The following is a 17,366-nucleotide window of genomic DNA, read 5'->3' as shown; positions in this document are numbered from 1 at the left end:
TTGGAGGTTTTCACATGAACATTAAAGTTATTTCATATTCCTTTACCGGCAACAATGAGTCTTTAGCATGCAGTATTGCACAGGAATTGTCCGCTGAACACATTAAAGTATCCGAACCCAAACCACGCACTATGGGAATTATAATTCTGGATATGCTCTTTAAAAGAATACCTCGGGTACAGCCGACACCTGAAGAATTGAATGGCTATGACCTACTACTCTTCCTTGGACCAGTATGGATGGGGCAAGTGGCAGCTCCTCTTCGCTCATACCTGAGACATCTCAAAAGTCACCCCGCCAACTATGCTTTTATTTCGATAAGTGGCGGAGCTGACGCAGGAAATGGGAAGCTTGAAGGTGACTTAGAAAAAAGAACGGGTATAAAACCTGCAGCAATTATTGACTTGCATATAGCAGATTTATTGCCTGTATCCAATAAGGTAGAGAGAAAAGATACCGCCAGTTACAAAATCAACAATAATGATATTACAAAACTAACTTCAATTACTATGACTCAGTTAACTTCTGCTATACCAAGAATAAAAGGTTAATGTACAACTTAAACTGATATTTGATGTTGGATTATTTTAGCCTAAATAGTACATATCACCAAATATCTTATTGAATAGGTTCAATCTATTTTTTAAATGCACTATCAACGGATTAAAGGCTTTCGTGAGGTAAGTTTTCTTACCAAGTTTCTTTCTTATCCCAACGACTAATTCACAGGTATCTGCATAATTATCATCCTGTAAAAAATAACAGCCTTGTGCTTCCTTTAGAACCAGCTCTATAATACAACTGCATAACCGATCTACATGTATCATGCTCCTTTTATTATGATAATCAGGAAAGACAGGTGTAAACCTGGCAATTTTACTTAGTTTCTGGTAATTCCCCTTACAGCCGTCACCATACACCATAGGTGCTCGGATAATTACTATTTTAAATTCTGTGCTCTCTAACTTAACAAGCTCCTTCTCAGCTGCTAATTTTGTCTTACCATAAAGTGTTGAGGGCACAGGTATCGTTTCCTTTGTTATACAGCCGTTAATTTCTCCGTACACAGCGGCAGAACTCATGAAAACAAACTGCTTCACATGATTTTCCCTAGCTTTATATGCAATTCGTACAGGAAGCCTATGATTTACTTTTTCATAGAGCTCTTTTGTTCTTTCATTTTCTTTTTCATATACAATTGCAGACAAATGTAATACCGTATCATATAAAGATAAATCTACACTTTCCCAAGCTCCATTTGAAGCACTCACCATATCAACCTCAATAAACTCTTGATTCAGTGAATGTATATATTCACAGAACTTCTTACCTATATAACTATTCGCTCCGATTACTAACACTCTCTTCATAACATTCTTATCCCCCGATATCAATAAAAAATAATTAAGTATTATAGTTAATATTTAATTATTTATAATATATGAAATCAGGTTATAAAATTACCGATATAAGGGTGTTATAATTACAGGATTAATCTAGTTCTTTCTTTTCCTGAGACCGGCAGCAATCCATTCTGGAGCATAAGCTGAGGTACAGCCTTTTGCCACTTTCATCTCCTTGTAGACTGCTAGGGTTTCACCAAGTGTAATGCACCTCTTTGTATACTTCGGATAACATATCCCGATTTCACAAAGAGCATGATTCATTGCCCATTGCTTAGCTTCAGGGGCAGTTTGTAAACCGGCTTCAAGGATTGCAAGAAGTTCTTCCAGTACCTCCTCTTTTAATTTACCTTCTGAAATTTTATAAGCAATGATATCCCAGCCGGCTCGTCCAAGATTGTCTCTATCTGAAGCAGACCATTCTTTCGCAAGTTCATCCGCATAACTTAGGTCACAAACAACCTCACCAATGAACTTATCAATCAAATCTGCATATGTCAACTCAGAAACCATACTTTTCACTTCATCCGGTGTCAGCTTCTTCCCCTCAAATATCATACAGGCAAGCCACCTGGCATCGGTATTTTCACTTTGCCATAATTCTAATGCCAGCTCCTGATTTGGCCCAAGCTGTTTTGCCAGCTTCCTTAATTCTCCCATTAAAACACCATAAGTGTTATCGCCGGCTCCCTTCTTCCTATACATCTCTTTTCGTTTCTCATTGCCTAAATCTGAAAGTATCTTGAGTACTTCATTTTTTGTCATTTAATCACGCTCCTAATTATAAATTTTTCTCATAGGTCAGAATGGTTATAAAGCAAATAAAATTGCCGTTTAGCTCTTATGTTGTTTCATTCTGTGGGTTTTACAGCTTGAACAATCTGAAAATAAGGTTTAAATTACTGTATATTATAACTGTTTAAATTTCAGGTAATACCTTGTTTATATTATACTGAGAATTAATTACCAGCCACATCTGGGCAAAATAGCTCATGATATTCCATATAGCTGAACCTTGTAGTTCATATTCCGGTACAAGCTTAATTAGCGCATCTATACTTCTTGCATCTTTAAACCAGACAATATGCCTGTAAGGCCTTCCTGAAATTTCAACAGTATATTCAAAGTAAGGTGTCTGCGAATTTTCTTCAAACATAATAATAGAATTTGTTTCCAGTGCTAATCCTATAGCCGCATCCGTGGTCAGGGCGTTGGCTCTTGATATACCCAGCACATATGGACTTTGCCAATCATAACCGATAACTGAAATTCCCGAAAATATTTTCTCTGAAGGAATCATAATAACTGCATTTTGAAGTAACATCCGTGTAAGAAAAACAGGGGAAGAAGGAGAAGGAGGAGCTGCTAAGGAACCCCATCCATATGATATTATCTGCAGATAATCTGCTATTCTTCCTAATTCCGTATAATCTAATTGCTCAAAAGATATTTCAGTCGAGCTTACCATGATTCTGGGTGTTATACTAATAAAAAGTAAAAAACCTTCTGCCTTTAAACGCCTGGAGAGTATTGTCATAAAATTTTCATATGCCGGTTTGTTCTGTGAATTAAGATTTATCAAAGAAACATTGAGACCATAAAATTCTTTCTCTCTTAGAATAGTTAATATATTACCAATATGCCGTTCCATAATATCTGTATTATAAAGAATATTATTAGTTGCCTCAATATTGCTTCTTCCCTGATAGGATAAGGTGGACAATGACATAAGTGGCGCAACTCCATATTCTCTTGCAGCAGCGATAATCTCTGTATCATCCTGTCCAACTATATCACCATTTTCCATTGCTTGATAATTAAAAATCGTTAAAAAAGTCAAATAAGGCAATGTCTTCCTGAGAGTTTTTTTATCGATAAACGGATACGCATATGCATTAATAGATACACTATCCTGGGTTTCATAACTAATTACTATCGTTTCTCCCTGATAAACAATATTTCTGTCGAATAGAAAAGGATTATTCCGAAGCAGCTGCATCCTTGTAACGCCAAAAGCCTGTGATATACTATCAAGGGTATCTCCTTCCTGTCCGATATAAACCTGCTCAGGATATGCAATAACAATAGTCTGCCCTACAACCAGATTCTCAGGGTTTACCAGCCCGTTTTCCTCTACCAGTCTTGTCACATCAACATTATAATATGCAGCTATTGTATAAATCGTTTCTCCGGCTTGAACAACATGTATAATCATGTTTTCCTCGATTTATTATTTTAGATAAATATATGATTCATTTCAACAAAAATAACCATTTCTTAATTATGGTATCTGCTCCTTATTGAGCTAAAAAGGAAAAGATATAATACATATTCTCCGGAAGTTGTATTTCAGGATTTGTAAGCTTCTCAAACCTTCCTGCTATACCCTTTTCTAAAACTGCCAAATGAAAATGACAGGCTGCGATACCAATATCCACTCGCTGGATATCAAGGGCAAGCTTCTCACTGTATCCTGGTGTCCTCGCTTCATAAAAGTGGTAAGTGTTGTCTTTTTGCACAATCCTCCAGGGCTGTTTATTGCTGGCAGAAGGTGCAAGACGCAGCATTTCCAGAGGGAATTCAAATTCACCTGCTTCTGCTTTCGTAAGGGGATGGGAAAAATCATCTTTAAAAAAGAGTTCATTCCAGTCTTTTCGCTGGTCTGCTTTTACTACTTTTCGAACAATTGACTCTGTTAAACGCTTTTTCTTTAAAGGGTACCCTATGGGAGTAATAGCAGGAAAAAGCTCATTTTCCTTTATCTCCATTGCAAGAGCAAACTGACTGCGTTTAAACGTACCACCCAGCCAGCAGGTTCCAATCCCCTTTGAGGCAGCATAAAGAATTAATTTTTCAAAGGAATAACCTAAAGCTTCCAACGCCAGTTTCTCGTCTGCTACGGTTGCTCCGATATAATCTTTCGCTCCTTTTATCATACCGTAAGTGCCTAACTTATCTCCATTTACTGCATTCTTAGATTCCAACAGGTGAAAGGAAACCTGAACGGAAAAGGGATTGGATACTGTTTCTGAGTAAGCTTTAAGTTGACTTTTTTCCTTCTCAGAAAGCAGACGTTCTTCGTAACTTCTGACACTGTATCGTGCTCTGACTGCTTCTTCTACCGGAAACTCCATCTTCATATTGTATATCCTCCTTTAAAAGTAAACTCTTTCATCATGAAATAAATATAAATGTTTCCATTATCATATATATGCCTTCTTATTTTATATAATTATTTTATATAAAACGCCATATATAAACAAGACCATAATATAAATGCGGGTGTATATTCGAAAGAACATACACCCGCTGCTCCAGTCTAGCTGTTTTTATCATTAATAAGAAGCTGTGCTGCTGAAAACACTTCTTCCATTGCAGCTGATACATTCATGATCTTATCGGACACATTTTCAATGTTTAAGAATATTCCATTAAAAGTTTTGCCGGCATCTGCGATAACAGCCTCTCCGTATTCTACATCTTTATTTACATTTTGTATGGTTTCAGCTGTCTGTTGAATCTCCTCCTCGATTGCATTGATTAATGCACCAATATCTTTTGCTGCTTCGGAAGATTGTTCCGCTAATTTTCGCACTTCGTTAGCAACCACGGTAAACCCTCTTCCCTGTTCCCCGGCTCTTGCGGCTTCTATGGAAGCATTTAAGGCTAAAAGGTTGGTCATCCTTGCTATTCTTGTAATCATTTCAACAATATTTTTTATTTCACCAGATTTTGATGCCAGCTTATCAATTGCATGAACAACGGAGTTAAAATTTCCGCGGATGGTAGTCATTTGGCTGACTCCGGTATTTATAACCTGCATTCCCTCTTCTGCCTTCGATGAAGCTTCTACAAAGGATTCCACAACATCCTGAAGATTTACATCAACCTCTTCGATTCCTGAATAAATCCGCTCTGTTACTGTCTTCATCTCATTCGTCTTGGATTCATTGCCTTTCAGACTATCTTTATTCGTATAATCTGAGTTATGTGATAAAAACATATCTGTACCTGAACTTGACTGTTCCATCAAGGTATCCTCCACTTTCTTATCCGTTGTTACCTTCCCAGTATTTATACTGGTACCTTTTCTTTTGTGCTTGTTATTCCCCGCATCCATTCCTTATAAAATTTTCAATTGCTCTGGCTGCTTCTTTAATAATTTTAGTATAAGGAGTTATGACAAAAATGTAAAATAAAAGAAAATAAATTATGTCCTGACAGTAGGTGACATGATTGGCATTATGCACTTTATATAACGTAATTTATATTATATGTTCTATATTATACAATTTCAATAATTAAATTGCTTTTTCAGAAAATAAACTGTAAAAGGACAGTATCAACGGTTTTAACCATTTTTACTGTCCTTTAAGTGAGTAAGCTTATCAGCCTTTTATATCTGACAAACTTTATGAGGATTTAGAATATTCTTAGGGTCAAAAGCTCTTTTGATTCCCCTCATTATCTCTACAGTTGCAGGATCCATAGATTCCATAAGATAAGATTTTTTTGCATAGCCAATACCATGCTCACCGGATACCTGTCCGCTCAATTCTCTGGCCTTTCCGTATATTTTATCCATAGCTGCCTTCATCTTTTCTTCCCATTCCTCCTGATTTAAATCATCCTTAAGTATATAGGCGTGAAGGTTACCATCTCCTGCATGACCAAAGCTCTTGATTCGGATATCTACTTCCTTGTATAATCCATGAATATATTCTACCATCTCATTAACGGAACCTCTCGGAACAACCACATCAACTTCATCCATATAAGTAGTTGAGCCCTTGATAGCTTCCAAAAAAGCCCCTCTTGCTTTCCATATAGACTCTTCTCTTTCATTGGTGTCAGATATTAGAATGTCGATTGCTCCCTGCTCAAGACAAATTTGAGCTACATTGGCATAATCTTTCTCAATCTCTTCAGTGGAATTGCCGTCAAATTTAAGCAAGAGATATGCATCTGCACTATTATCCGGGAACTTCTTACCCAGATATTTTTCGGCATCCAGTATTACTTCTCTTTGCATAAATTCAATTGCTGTCGGAATAGATTTGGATTTAATGATAAAAGGTACTGTACGTATAGCTTTTTCCAGGGTCGGAAAAGGAATCAGAAGGCTGATAGCTTTTTTGGGTAAGGGAAGGAGCTTTAAAGTTGCTTTTGTAATAATGCCCAGAGTTCCTTCAGAACCTACCATTAAATCCTTCATAGCATATCCGGTACTGTTCTTCACCACTTTACCGCCGAATTCCACAACCTTTCCATCTGGCAGAACTACTTCAAGTCCTCTTACATAATCTCTGGTAACACCGTATTTCACAGCTCTCATACCACCGGCATTGGTACTGATATTTCCGCCGATGGTCGCAGATTTTTCACCCGGATCCGGAGGATAGAATAAATCTCTGTCCTGAACGTAGGCGGACAGTTCCATTAACAGAACTCCCGGCTCTACAGTAATGGTAAGGTTATTTTCGTCCAGCTCCAGAAAACGGTTCATCAGGCTTGTATCCAACATGATGCCGTGCTCAATTGATACAGAAGCTCCTACTAAGCCGGTACCCGAGCCTCTTGGGGTAACCGGTATATTGTTCTCATAGGCATATTTCATAATCTCAGAGACCTCATCTGTGGATATTACCTTCACCACAACGTCCGGGTAACTGACAGTATCACTTAATTCATCATGACTATACTCTTCATTAATCTCCTCGGCATATAGAATTCGTTCTTCCTCTTTTATAATACTTCGGATAATTGTTAAATCATCCTCGTCTAATCTTTTATAATTCATATTTGGCTCCCATCTGCGTGCTTTAGCACGCGTATATAATCAGGGGGAGTGAAAGATTTATCTTTCACTCTTCCTCCATTCCTGCTGCTTAGCACTAAAGGCTTCAATGCACACTAATCCTATAACAAAGTTCCTTCTAAAAAAAGAGAATCTAGGCACTTACCGACCGGCTTTCCTTTATCTTACTAATTAAATCCGGTATTATATCATATAAATCGCCTACCAAACAATAATGTGCAGTCTTAAAGATAGGTGCATTCTCATCCTTATTAATAGCAATTATCTGTTCGGAGTTATTCATACCTGCTGTAAACTGTACAGAACCGGATACCCCACAGGTTATTATAAGTCTTGGTCTTACTGTACGTCCGCTTAAGCCTACCTGACGTTTAGCTTCCAGCCATCCGGCCTCCATAACCGGTCTTGTACAGGCTATCTGCCCTCCTAAAAGGTCAGCAAGTTCTTTTATCATAGCCAAATCTTCTTCTTTTTTTATCCCCCTGCCTGCTACCACAAGAACTTCCGATGCTTCTATAAACTGTTCCTTTTCTTTCTCAATGATATCCAGAACAGTAACCTTACTTGTGAGTTCATTCGAATCAATATCACATGAAATAATCTCTCCCCCAGCAGAATCTTTTCTGGTCGGTGCGTTCATAACCTTATAACGTACCGTAGCCATCTGAGGCCTGTGATTCGGCGTTAATATCTGCGCCATAATATTACCTCCAAAGGCTGGTCTTATCTGTACCAAATCTGTATTCTCATTGATATCCAATATTGTACAATCTGCTGTCAGTCCGGTTTTTAGTCTGGCTGCCAGTCTTGGTGCTAACTGTCTTCCTACAGTAGTAGCCCCCATTAAAATAGCCGTAGGTTTAATTTTTCCCACAAAATCTTCAAAGACTCTTGTATAGGGTTCCATCTTAAAACGTTCTAATTCTTCTCTATCATATACATATACTTTGTCGACCTCATAATGGAGCAGTTCTTCACACTGTGCTCCGATACCATGTCCTATCATAACAGCATAAACCGGGTGATTTATTTTCTCTGCCAATTCCTTTGCTTTTCCGATTAATTCATAGGTTACGGGATGAATAACTCCATCCATATGGTCAACATATACAGCAATTCCCTTCCAGTTTTCCTTATCTACCGTTTCAACTGTCTCTTCAATATATTCGATTGCCCCTTGAGGACCTTTCTTTACACATAGCTTACACATCTTACAGGCTGCATTTATCTGAAGTTTATTATCCTTTTCCTCCAGAGCCCCGAAGGGACAAATACGTATAAGCTCCTGGATGTTTCCGACTTTTTCCTGATTTATAATTAACTTAGCCATTCTTTTCTCCTTCTTATGCGAATTTAAGTTCTTTCAACTTATGAAGCAGTCTGCCTGTTAGCTCAGAGCCGTCACCGTTCCAGACCTCCCTGTGGTCATTTACTTCCGGAGGGAAAATACGCTGCACCTGAGTTGGAGAACCATTTAACCCATAATGCTTTTCCTCTTTGTCATCCAAATCTGCAAGAGTTATAACTGTTATCTCCCTGTCTTTTGTCTCCTGTTTTTTCACATAGGAGGGGAGCCTGGGAATAAATATATCTTTATCAACAGCCAGTAAACAAGGGTATTTTATTTCTGCAATTTCTATCTCATGGGTCATATCCATCTCCACAATGATGGAATCCTCTTTTAATTCCACAATCTTTGAGACGTTGGAGAGGCTTGGAATTCCCATCCATTCAGCCACTTCAGGGCCAACCTGGGCAGTATCGCCATCTGTTGTTTGCTTCCCGCATAAGATTAAATCATACTCACCGGACTTCATAATCCCTTGAGATATGGTATAACTTGTCGCTAGAACATCAGCCCCGCCAAATTTCCTGTCTGATATCAAGACGCCATAATCCACTCCCATGGCAAAAGCTTCTCTTATAATTCCAGCTGCTTGATTTGGTCCCATGGTTAAGGCAGTAATGCTTCCTCCCTGCTTCTCCTTAATGCGAAGTGCCGTTTCAATAGCATATAGATCATATGGATTCATCTTAGATTCCACACCGTTTCTCTTCAAAACTCCGGTAACCGGATCCACCTCAACCTTATTGCTGTCAGGCACTTGTTTGATACACACTAAAATATTCATTTCTTAACTCCTTTCGCTCCCATTTTTTAGGGAGATTCCATCTATTCACTTTCTTCCTGCTGTTTTTCCGTTTACATCAAGAATCTTGAACCTATATAAGTAATAATTCCTACTATCACGATAAACAAAATATAAAAATTTATTGTTCCTCTTAGGAGCTTATTTTCTTTGCCTTCCAATTTAACGGCAGCTACAGCAATCGCAATACTTTGAGGTGAAATCATTTTTGCCATAACTGCACCTGCGGTATTAGAAGCTGTAATCCAGGATTGATTTAATCCCAATGCAGTAGAAGTTTCTGCCTGCAATCCACCGAATAATACACTGGAGGAGGTTCCGCTACCGGTTACAAATGTACCGATAGAACCTAAGAAAGGTGCAAATAAAGGATAAAAAGAACCGGTATAGGTAACAAATACCAAAGATATGGAAGCAATCATACCGCTGTACCCCATCAATTTGGCTGTTGCCATAATAGCAATAATCGTTATAACGGTCTTCATCATCTGCAGAATTGTTTTTTTTAGAATAATAATCATTTCCTTTAAACTGATTCCCTGTATCTTACCGCCAATAAAAGCTGCGAGCATAATCCAAAGCCCAGGTGTTGCCAGCCAGGAAAATGTATAGGGTGCTCCACCCTTTCCTGCGTAAATACTAACAGTAGTTTTAAAAGTAGCAAGAAGCTCATTAAAAGGTGCTACCAGCTTAGATGTTCCAAGAAGGAATAAAAATATTAAAATAAATGGACTCCAGGCAATGAAAGCTTCCTTAACTGAAACTTTTTCTTCCTTCTTATCCTCTAAGAGATATTCTTGTTCAACCTTTCCTCTGCCAAGAAATTTGGCTGCCAGAACTGTAGCTGCCATGGAACAGACAGAACCGATAACAACGGGAAGCTCTGCACCTAAATATTTTGCAACCAGGTATTCCGGTATCAGGAAAGCTACTCCGGAAATAAGTGTAATGAGTACGACGCCTTTTAAGCTTCTTTTGTTTTTTCCTGTTAATAAGACTAAAACAAAAGGTGTTAATAAAATAAGTACTGCTAAAAGAATAACCGTATTGGTGGAAAGGCCAATTACGTTAAGTCCGGTAATCTTAGCCAGTGTTGTAGTGGGAATCCCGATGGAGCCAAAGGCTGTCGGTGTTGCGTTGGCAATCAGACAAACGATAGCAGCAAATACCGGATCAAATCCCAATCCCCATAGCATACTGGCAGGAATGGCAACAGCAGTTCCAAAACCTGCCATTCCTTCCATAAAACCGCCAAAGCCCCAGGCGATAATAAGCACGAGTATCCTTTTGTCCTTTGTTACACCGGCCAGCATTTTTTTGATTATCTCCATCTTACCTGTGGCAACACAAACATTATAGGTAAATATGGCTGCAATAATAACAATAATAATTGGCCATAATGCAAGAGCTGCCCCTTCTGCTACTGCACTCAGACTGTCGGTAAACGGCATATGCCACACGAATACGGCAAGTACATAAGCTATTGCCAATGCAATGGAACAAGCTTTAAACCCCGGAATCTTTAAAGCTGTAAGTGCTATTATTAGCCAGATAATGGGTAATAATGCCAATGCAAAATCAAAAATCATCTTCATGCCCTTCTCCATTCTCTAAATGATTTTATATTGGTCCTACCAATTTTATTTCCAAAAAAAAGGTGCTGCAAAACAGTTGTTTTACTACACCTATTTTCTACCAATACATCCTAATTGGTAGGACCACTTTGTAATTTTATTATATCTGTACTTGGCACATATGTCAACAAACGTCATTTTTTTAACAACCGCTTTGTGCATTTTCTCTTTTATAGGTCTTTTTTCACTATTTCTACGCCTTTTTTATCTAATTTTTCGTCAATAACGCCAAAATGTTTGTTAATAGATTCATAAGCAAGATTTTTATCCTTTGTAATTAAACTCTCAATCATCCCATTATGAGCTTCCATCAGGATTTTTCTGCTGTCATCTTCACTTAATATTTCTCTTCTTAAATCTACAATGAATTTATCCAATACTTCAGAAAGTGCCTCAAGTACATTAATGATTAAAGTATTCTTTGATGCCTGAGCGATATTATAATGCATTTTTTTATCCAGGATGACATTGTTTTCTTCTGTTTCTTTTTCTAGTTGGAAAATAACTTTTCTGAGAGTCTCGATTTCTTCCTCCGTAATGTTATCAATAGCTAACATCAAGGCTTCCATCTCAAGAGCCCTGCGCAGCTGACTGATTTGTTTATAATCTATCTGATTCAATAAAAACATCATGGACAGAGATTCTACCAGATTATTTTCAAAGTTTCCGATTAGGAAATTACCTGCTCCTTGCTGGCTTGATATCACCCCCATAATATCCAGGCTGCGGATTGCTTCTCTTACAGAATTACGGCTTATCCCCAATGTTTCTGATAGTTCTCTTTCCGCTGGCAGTCTGCCTCCGATGGTAAGTTCACCGTTTCGTATTTGTTTTTTTATGAAATCAATTACCTTCATATAGGATTTCTCCTGAGATACATGTCCTTCCATAAATTCCTCCGACTGTCAATATTGTTTTAAAGGTATCGAAATTTTAAATCCCGATACCTTAACAGTTATGTATTTATATTTTTCTTTAAGATTTGTTTCTCTTTGTACATTAAAATATCTGCTTTTTCAATCATTTCTTCTAGACTACAGTCCATACCGGTACGGTAATAAATTAACCCATGACTTACTACAATTTGGTAGGGTAATTCTCCATGGGCATTTTTTTCATGAATTTTTTTAACTAGTCCGTTCCAGATATTTTCTACCTGTTCCTTATTTCTGTCCTTGAACACAACGATAAACTCATCACCGCCCATTCTAAAAAAGATATCCTCTTCCTTCAGCACATCCTTAATAATATCACAGAAGGTTAGAATATATCTATCCCCTTCATTGTGTCCATAAGTATCATTAACATATTTTAAATCATTTATGTCTAAATAGCAAAGCACAAATTCCATAGAAGTTTTCTGTGCTTCTTTAAACAAATCTTCTAATTTCTTAGAACCCATTCTCCTATTCAGTATTCCTGTTAAGGAGTCAATAAAAGCATAGTTGCTCAGTTCTTTTTCATTTTCCTTTAGTTGTTTTCGATAGAAAAATTCCAGCATCCTATTACGGTAAAAAATAAAACAAAGTAAAAAGGCAGCCCCTGTAAAAATTGTTGCGTTCACCATTTTTGTAAGAAACTGACCAGTATCCTTACAAAGGATACTAAGACCTATAAAAAAAACAATATGATTTACACCGAAAGCCCAAATCATAAAGGATGGTTTTAAAGTAAAAGCTATCGCTGTTATCAACAGCAGTATGATATATGAATAAATATTTCCGGTATACCTTTGACTGTTTATGGAAGATAATGCTCCAAATAGAATATATAAAAACACATATACCTTAATTACTATAATAATAGTTCGATAATTCTTCTTTGCATTAGCGGTTATCCGTCGATAAAAAATCAGAAATGCAGCTGATGCGACCTCACTGATTGTATGCATTACAATTAAAGTTGTTGTGTAGATCCTGTCGGCACCTTTATCAATAATTATCCAATCCATGCAAGCCCAAAAGACTGATAGGAAAATTGTGGCAAGGGATATTAACCGTATTCTTCTAAGTACGAGTAAACTGTTATATTTCTCGAACTCAAGTTGTTCTTTGTCCGAACGACTTATTAAAAGTTTTAAGCCTTCCTTTATCCATTCCATGAGGTATTGTTCCTTTATTTTAACAATAACTACTTTGCTGATAATACAAGAAAAGCATTCCCGATTTTCAGGAATGCCCTTAAGATACTATTTTATTATAGCAAAATACAGCTTGAGAAGCAAGACAATTTTACTTTTCCTAACGTTATCTCCCTTTATTCGACTATTGCTAACACCCCTCTTGTCAACTTCAACGAACAATTCCTTTACGTTCTCTCTTTACCTTTACATGGACTTATCTGCTTTCTCAATTAATACTTCCATTTCGATACCATCTTCACTAAAGAGTGCATATCCAATGCTAACAGATGCTTCATACTAGGAGCTTTCTTCCGATTCGAATATATTCCATTGACACTTTTTCATATCAATATGTCCGTTTTTCAGAAAGATAACTCCTTCCTGTTCCAGTAATAAACGTTGTTTGCCTTCTCCTCCGAAGACATGAAGAGGAGCCATCTCTCCTGCTTTATTTACAACTCTATGGCAGGGGAGACCTAGCCCTTCAGGAACTCTACTCATTGCATAACCTACCACCCGATGAGCTCCTGGATGCCCGGCCATCCAGGCAACCTGTCCATAAGTAGCAACTTTACCTACAGGAATATCTGCTACAACTTCATAAATTTTCTCATATATATTTGAATGCTCCATTCATCTAATACCTTCCTACGCCTTACATTCTTATCTTTTTGTCCTATCTTTCCTGATTTAAAACCTGATTATTTTCCAGATATAAATTCAAGGCATTTTCAGAAATTATACTATTATCAATAACTTTCCATTTTTCTAAATCCAACACCAGGGCTTCTCCAAAAATTTTCTCGGATAACCCCTTGCTAATCAGGAAAGAGGCATATGGATGCGTCAGCGACTCATCATCCTTTGCCTGAAGAATTATATTCTCCAATATGTGATATGTATTGGGGTAGTAAATCAACTCTGCAAGTTTTGCTCTATATTCTAATTCTGCTCCTTGTATCTTCGGATATTTCTCATAATCACTTAAATGCTGTGCTTCATGCTTTAGGAAACTACACTGAAAATCATCCGAGTTAATATCTACCTCTTTCTTCCCGTTCATAACGCAGTATATTCCTTCTTCATTCGCCCATTCGCCAGTATAATGCCTGCCAAAAGTTGCAAAATGCAGCCAGCTGATCATAAGAAAGTCCGAAATAAAATACAATGTAATCTCCTGTTTGTCACATGGTAACTCTACCAAAAAGTCTTCTCGTCTTGTTGTCTTCCAGATATATGGACCATAAAAAGGCATAGTCATCCCCCCTAAGAAAGAGTATCCCTTTTCCTGAAAAATCATTTCTAATTTCATTTCAATATCATCCATACCCATATTTATATCAACTGAAAGCAACTCAGTTAAACTGCCGGTTAACGCTTTTTCAGCTTCCATGGCATTCTTATCCGTTAATACTGCAATAAAGTATTGGTAATAACAATTCACTACATCTTTTATCCAGGGGTCATCTGTATCGCTAATCAGAATTTCATCCTGTAAAACAAATCTATGCTCATACTTTTCTTCCAATTCTATCATATCTTTGCTTTTATTCTCAAAAGATTTTAAATAATTAATGGCTTCGAAAACATTTCCCTGAATGCATTTTGCATAGAATCTTTTAATGTCAAACATTTTTGCCTCCGTCTATTTCATTGCATCAAGTATAAACATAGATGCATCTTTATTCATAAATATTTTACTCCCGGAATAAAAAGTTTTCGATTGAATTTTTTGAAAGCCTATATTTTTTAGGAGTACAGTTAGTTCGTTCTGGTCAAAGCCATTATGAACCAGGTCGGAAATAATATCTTCATTTTTATTGAAATCTACAATTAATAAATGACCCCCAGGGTTTAGCATCTCGAAAAGTCTAGATAAAACAAAATCAGTTTCCTTAATATGAAGCAGTACTTGAACCATAAATATATAATCTGCATGGAATGGGGATGATTTCTCTTTCTCCAGGTCAAAGCATACTGTATCTGCCTTTACAATGTCATATTCCGTAATTTTTTTCTTTATCTGATCAATCATACTTTGGGATGAATCCAAAAAAAGAATTCTTTTAAACTCATTTAACAGATTCATACCAACAAGACCGGTTCCACATCCAAAATCAATTGCCTGCTTCTCCTTTCCATTTATTAGACTTTCTCTAATAGCATCGGATGCAAGTTTAGCAATTTGGATTCTTTCAGTAGTGTCATATTCATTTGCCATTGCATCAAATATTTCCGTATTACCCATATTTACTCTCCAATCTATTAAAACTGTTTCTTTTCTGCCTGTATTGAAATTCAGTATATCAAGTTAAGGCAATAATATCAATGAAAACAACAATTTCCTGGGTTATTAATATCCTAGTCGATTCCAGTTAATTCTAAATTTATTTCCAGCTTTTCTAAATTGCATTTAATAAGTCCTCCCCCCTATAATGAATTGTAAATGTATCAAATACATTTATAAATTACAATTGGAGGAATATATGAAAAAATTAAAGGGTTTCCTGTCTGCTATTTTATTCTTGTTATTAATCACGATGTATGGCAGCTTTCTATTCCCGGGTATAAATGCTGTTGCCGAAGCAGCAACTATTAAAATCAGTCACACTGAAATTTCCCTTCCTGTTAACTCAACGAAGACAATAGCAATCACCGGTACCTCAAAGAAAGTAACCTGGTCGTCCGGGAATTCGAAGGTTGCAACAGTTAATTCTAACGGATTAATAACCGCTAAATCAGAAGGAACAACAACGATAACCGCTTATGTTAGCGGCAAAAAGCTTAATTGCAAGGTAAATTCATATATTCCAATGTCTATCAGCAGTAAAGCATTTAACTTAAACACTAAAAAGAACTGCTCCTTAGAGGTTATCGGAACAACGAAGAAACCTACCTGGAGTTCCAGTAATGTTAAGATTGCCACAGTTTCAAAATACGGTACAGTAACCGGTGTTTCAAAAGGTTCTGCAATAATTACCGCAATGGTTGGAAATAAAAAATTCTCCAGTAAAGTTACAGTCCTGGAACCAATAACTATAAATACAAAAACAATTACATTGACAGAAGGTCAGAACTATAATCTTAAGATAAACGGTATATCATACCGGGCTGTATGGTCAACTAGTAACAGTTCCATCGCAGCTGTATCCATATATGGAACAGTTACAGCACTAAAAGAAGGTAAGGTAACAATAACAGCATTTGTAGATGGCGAAAAGTTAAATTGCGTAATTACAGTAAAAAAACCAACTGGTATAAGTGAATATTCCTTCCTGTTAAAGGCTGGGGAAAGTTCTGTACTAACTCCTGCTGTGATTACAGTAACTCCCACCCTTACCCCTACAGCAACACCTACAGAAACTCCTGATGTAACGGTAACTCCGACAGATACTCATGATGTAACGGTAACTCCGACAGAAACTCCTGATGTAACAGTTACTCCTTCAGCTGACAATAGTGAAATAACAATGTCTTTAAGCGATACTTCTTCAGAAGCATCTCCGACACCTGAAGCCATTCAATGGAACTCCAGTAACCCGCAAGTAGCTTCCGTTTCTGAGAATGGTGAAGTAAAAGGTATTAAGCCTGGTACCGCTATTATAACAGCGACCTATAATAATCAGACTTTTACTTATCAGGCTATTGTCCTTAGTCAATATAACCCTTACATTGGAAAGGCTCCTTTTAGCGTAAAGCAGGAAACCTATGAAAATATTTCTTATCTTCTTCCGTCAAATTGGGAAATCGAAACAGACCAGACGGTAAACGGAGAAGCCTCAATGGCTTATAATGCGACAGACAGTTCTAATATTATCATTACCTTCGAAAAAAACAGCACCTATGCACCAAATTATTTTAGTGCTAAAAAAGAGTTAAAAGGAGTTTATTCCTTAAACTCTGTAAAACTTATGTATGACAGTATATTTAAGGATACCGGAATTAGCTATAGCATAAAAAACTATGTCCAGAGTGATTATCAATCAGACAACGGACCAGTGTTAAAGACCCAGTATACAGCAACCATTGACGGTCAAAAAATAACTCAGACTATTTATGACTTGTATCTGGGTAAATATTCAATTGAAATCGTTGTTTCAGACAACAGTAAGGGAAGTACCATTCAAAAAATGGGTGAATTCATCCTCAATTCCATTACTATGAAGAACTAATTTTCTTTTCATCTGAATTTTTTTTAAAAAAAGTGTTGAGGCGAAGTAAACTGATGTGACCTCCCAA

The 17,366-nt window shown here is 37.0% G+C and carries 16 protein-coding genes; 2 read left to right on the top strand and 14 right to left on the bottom strand.

Features of this window, described 5'->3' with window-relative positions:
- Window positions 1–14: 14 nt before the first annotated feature.
- Window positions 15–551: a flavodoxin family protein gene (locus tag bsdcttw_RS10575; protein ID WP_185259335.1), complete on the top strand. Its 537-nt coding sequence runs from the start codon at window positions 15–17 to the stop codon at window positions 549–551.
- 36 nt (window positions 552–587) lie between these two features.
- Here the strand turns inward: bsdcttw_RS10575 and bsdcttw_RS10570 are convergent, their stop codons facing one another.
- The 14 genes from bsdcttw_RS10570 to bsdcttw_RS10505 all read right to left on the bottom strand — a co-directional run bounded on the left by bsdcttw_RS10570 (window position 588) and on the right by bsdcttw_RS10505 (window position 15,375).
- On the bottom strand, window positions 588–1,370 hold the full coding sequence (locus bsdcttw_RS10570) for an NAD-dependent epimerase/dehydratase family protein (protein ID WP_185259334.1): 783 nt from the start codon (window positions 1,368–1,370) through the stop codon (window positions 588–590).
- 126 nt (window positions 1,371–1,496) lie between these two features.
- On the bottom strand, window positions 1,497–2,168 hold the full coding sequence (locus bsdcttw_RS10565; RefSeq protein WP_185259333.1) for a DNA alkylation repair protein: 672 nt from the start codon (window positions 2,166–2,168) through the stop codon (window positions 1,497–1,499).
- 154 nt (window positions 2,169–2,322) lie between these two features.
- The gene (locus tag bsdcttw_RS10560; protein WP_185259332.1) at window positions 2,323–3,618 is read right to left on the bottom strand and encodes a LysM peptidoglycan-binding domain-containing protein; all 1,296 of its coding nucleotides are present in this window, start codon (window positions 3,616–3,618) and stop codon (window positions 2,323–2,325) included.
- A gap of 82 nt (window positions 3,619–3,700) precedes the next feature.
- Window positions 3,701–4,543, bottom strand: a complete 843-nt coding sequence (locus bsdcttw_RS10555) for a nitroreductase family protein (protein WP_185259331.1) — start codon at window positions 4,541–4,543, stop codon at window positions 3,701–3,703.
- A 179-nt stretch (window positions 4,544–4,722) separates the two neighbouring features.
- The gene (locus tag bsdcttw_RS10550) at window positions 4,723–5,433 is read right to left on the bottom strand and encodes a methyl-accepting chemotaxis protein (protein WP_207726529.1); all 711 of its coding nucleotides are present in this window, start codon (window positions 5,431–5,433) and stop codon (window positions 4,723–4,725) included.
- A 366-nt stretch (window positions 5,434–5,799) separates the two neighbouring features.
- Entirely contained in the window at window positions 5,800–7,203 is a 1,404-nt protein-coding gene (locus bsdcttw_RS10545) for an FAD-binding oxidoreductase (RefSeq protein WP_185259329.1), read from the bottom strand.
- A 151-nt stretch (window positions 7,204–7,354) separates the two neighbouring features.
- The gene (locus bsdcttw_RS10540; RefSeq protein WP_185259328.1) at window positions 7,355–8,551 is read right to left on the bottom strand and encodes an electron transfer flavoprotein subunit alpha; all 1,197 of its coding nucleotides are present in this window, start codon (window positions 8,549–8,551) and stop codon (window positions 7,355–7,357) included.
- Between the two features lie 13 nt (window positions 8,552–8,564).
- Window positions 8,565–9,353, bottom strand: coding sequence for an electron transfer flavoprotein subunit beta/FixA family protein (locus bsdcttw_RS10535; protein WP_185259327.1), 789 nt, complete (start codon window positions 9,351–9,353; stop codon window positions 8,565–8,567).
- A 71-nt stretch (window positions 9,354–9,424) separates the two neighbouring features.
- Window positions 9,425–10,966, bottom strand: a complete 1,542-nt coding sequence (locus tag bsdcttw_RS10530) for an L-lactate permease (RefSeq protein WP_330602422.1) — start codon at window positions 10,964–10,966, stop codon at window positions 9,425–9,427.
- Between the two features lie 209 nt (window positions 10,967–11,175).
- A complete protein-coding gene (locus bsdcttw_RS10525; protein ID WP_185259326.1) occupies window positions 11,176–11,895 on the bottom strand; it encodes a FadR/GntR family transcriptional regulator in 720 nt (239 codons plus the stop codon).
- Between the two features lie 65 nt (window positions 11,896–11,960).
- Window positions 11,961–13,106 (bottom strand): GGDEF domain-containing protein, encoded by a 1,146-nt coding sequence (locus tag bsdcttw_RS10520; protein WP_185259325.1) that lies wholly within the window; start codon window positions 13,104–13,106, stop codon window positions 11,961–11,963.
- 318 nt (window positions 13,107–13,424) lie between these two features.
- Complete coding sequence (locus tag bsdcttw_RS10515; RefSeq protein ID WP_185259324.1) at window positions 13,425–13,760, bottom strand: MGMT family protein; 336 nt, start codon at window positions 13,758–13,760, stop codon at window positions 13,425–13,427.
- A 43-nt stretch (window positions 13,761–13,803) separates the two neighbouring features.
- Window positions 13,804–14,760, bottom strand: coding sequence for a hypothetical protein (locus bsdcttw_RS10510; protein ID WP_185259323.1), 957 nt, complete (start codon window positions 14,758–14,760; stop codon window positions 13,804–13,806).
- A gap of 12 nt (window positions 14,761–14,772) precedes the next feature.
- Window positions 14,773–15,375 (bottom strand): class I SAM-dependent DNA methyltransferase, encoded by a 603-nt coding sequence (locus tag bsdcttw_RS10505; protein WP_185259322.1) that lies wholly within the window; start codon window positions 15,373–15,375, stop codon window positions 14,773–14,775.
- 238 nt (window positions 15,376–15,613) lie between these two features.
- On the opposite strand from bsdcttw_RS10505, the gene bsdcttw_RS10500 reads away from it, so the two are divergent.
- Complete coding sequence (locus tag bsdcttw_RS10500) at window positions 15,614–17,299, top strand: Ig-like domain-containing protein (protein ID WP_185259321.1); 1,686 nt, start codon at window positions 15,614–15,616, stop codon at window positions 17,297–17,299.
- Window positions 17,300–17,366: the final 67 nt, after the last annotated feature.

The sequence above is a fragment of the Anaerocolumna chitinilytica genome, from assembly GCF_014218355.1.
Classification (GTDB): Bacteria; Bacillota; Clostridia; order Lachnospirales; family Lachnospiraceae; genus Anaerocolumna; species Anaerocolumna chitinilytica.
The sequence above is the reverse complement of the archived record's forward strand: the minus strand, read 5'-3'. Positions and strand labels throughout refer to the sequence as shown.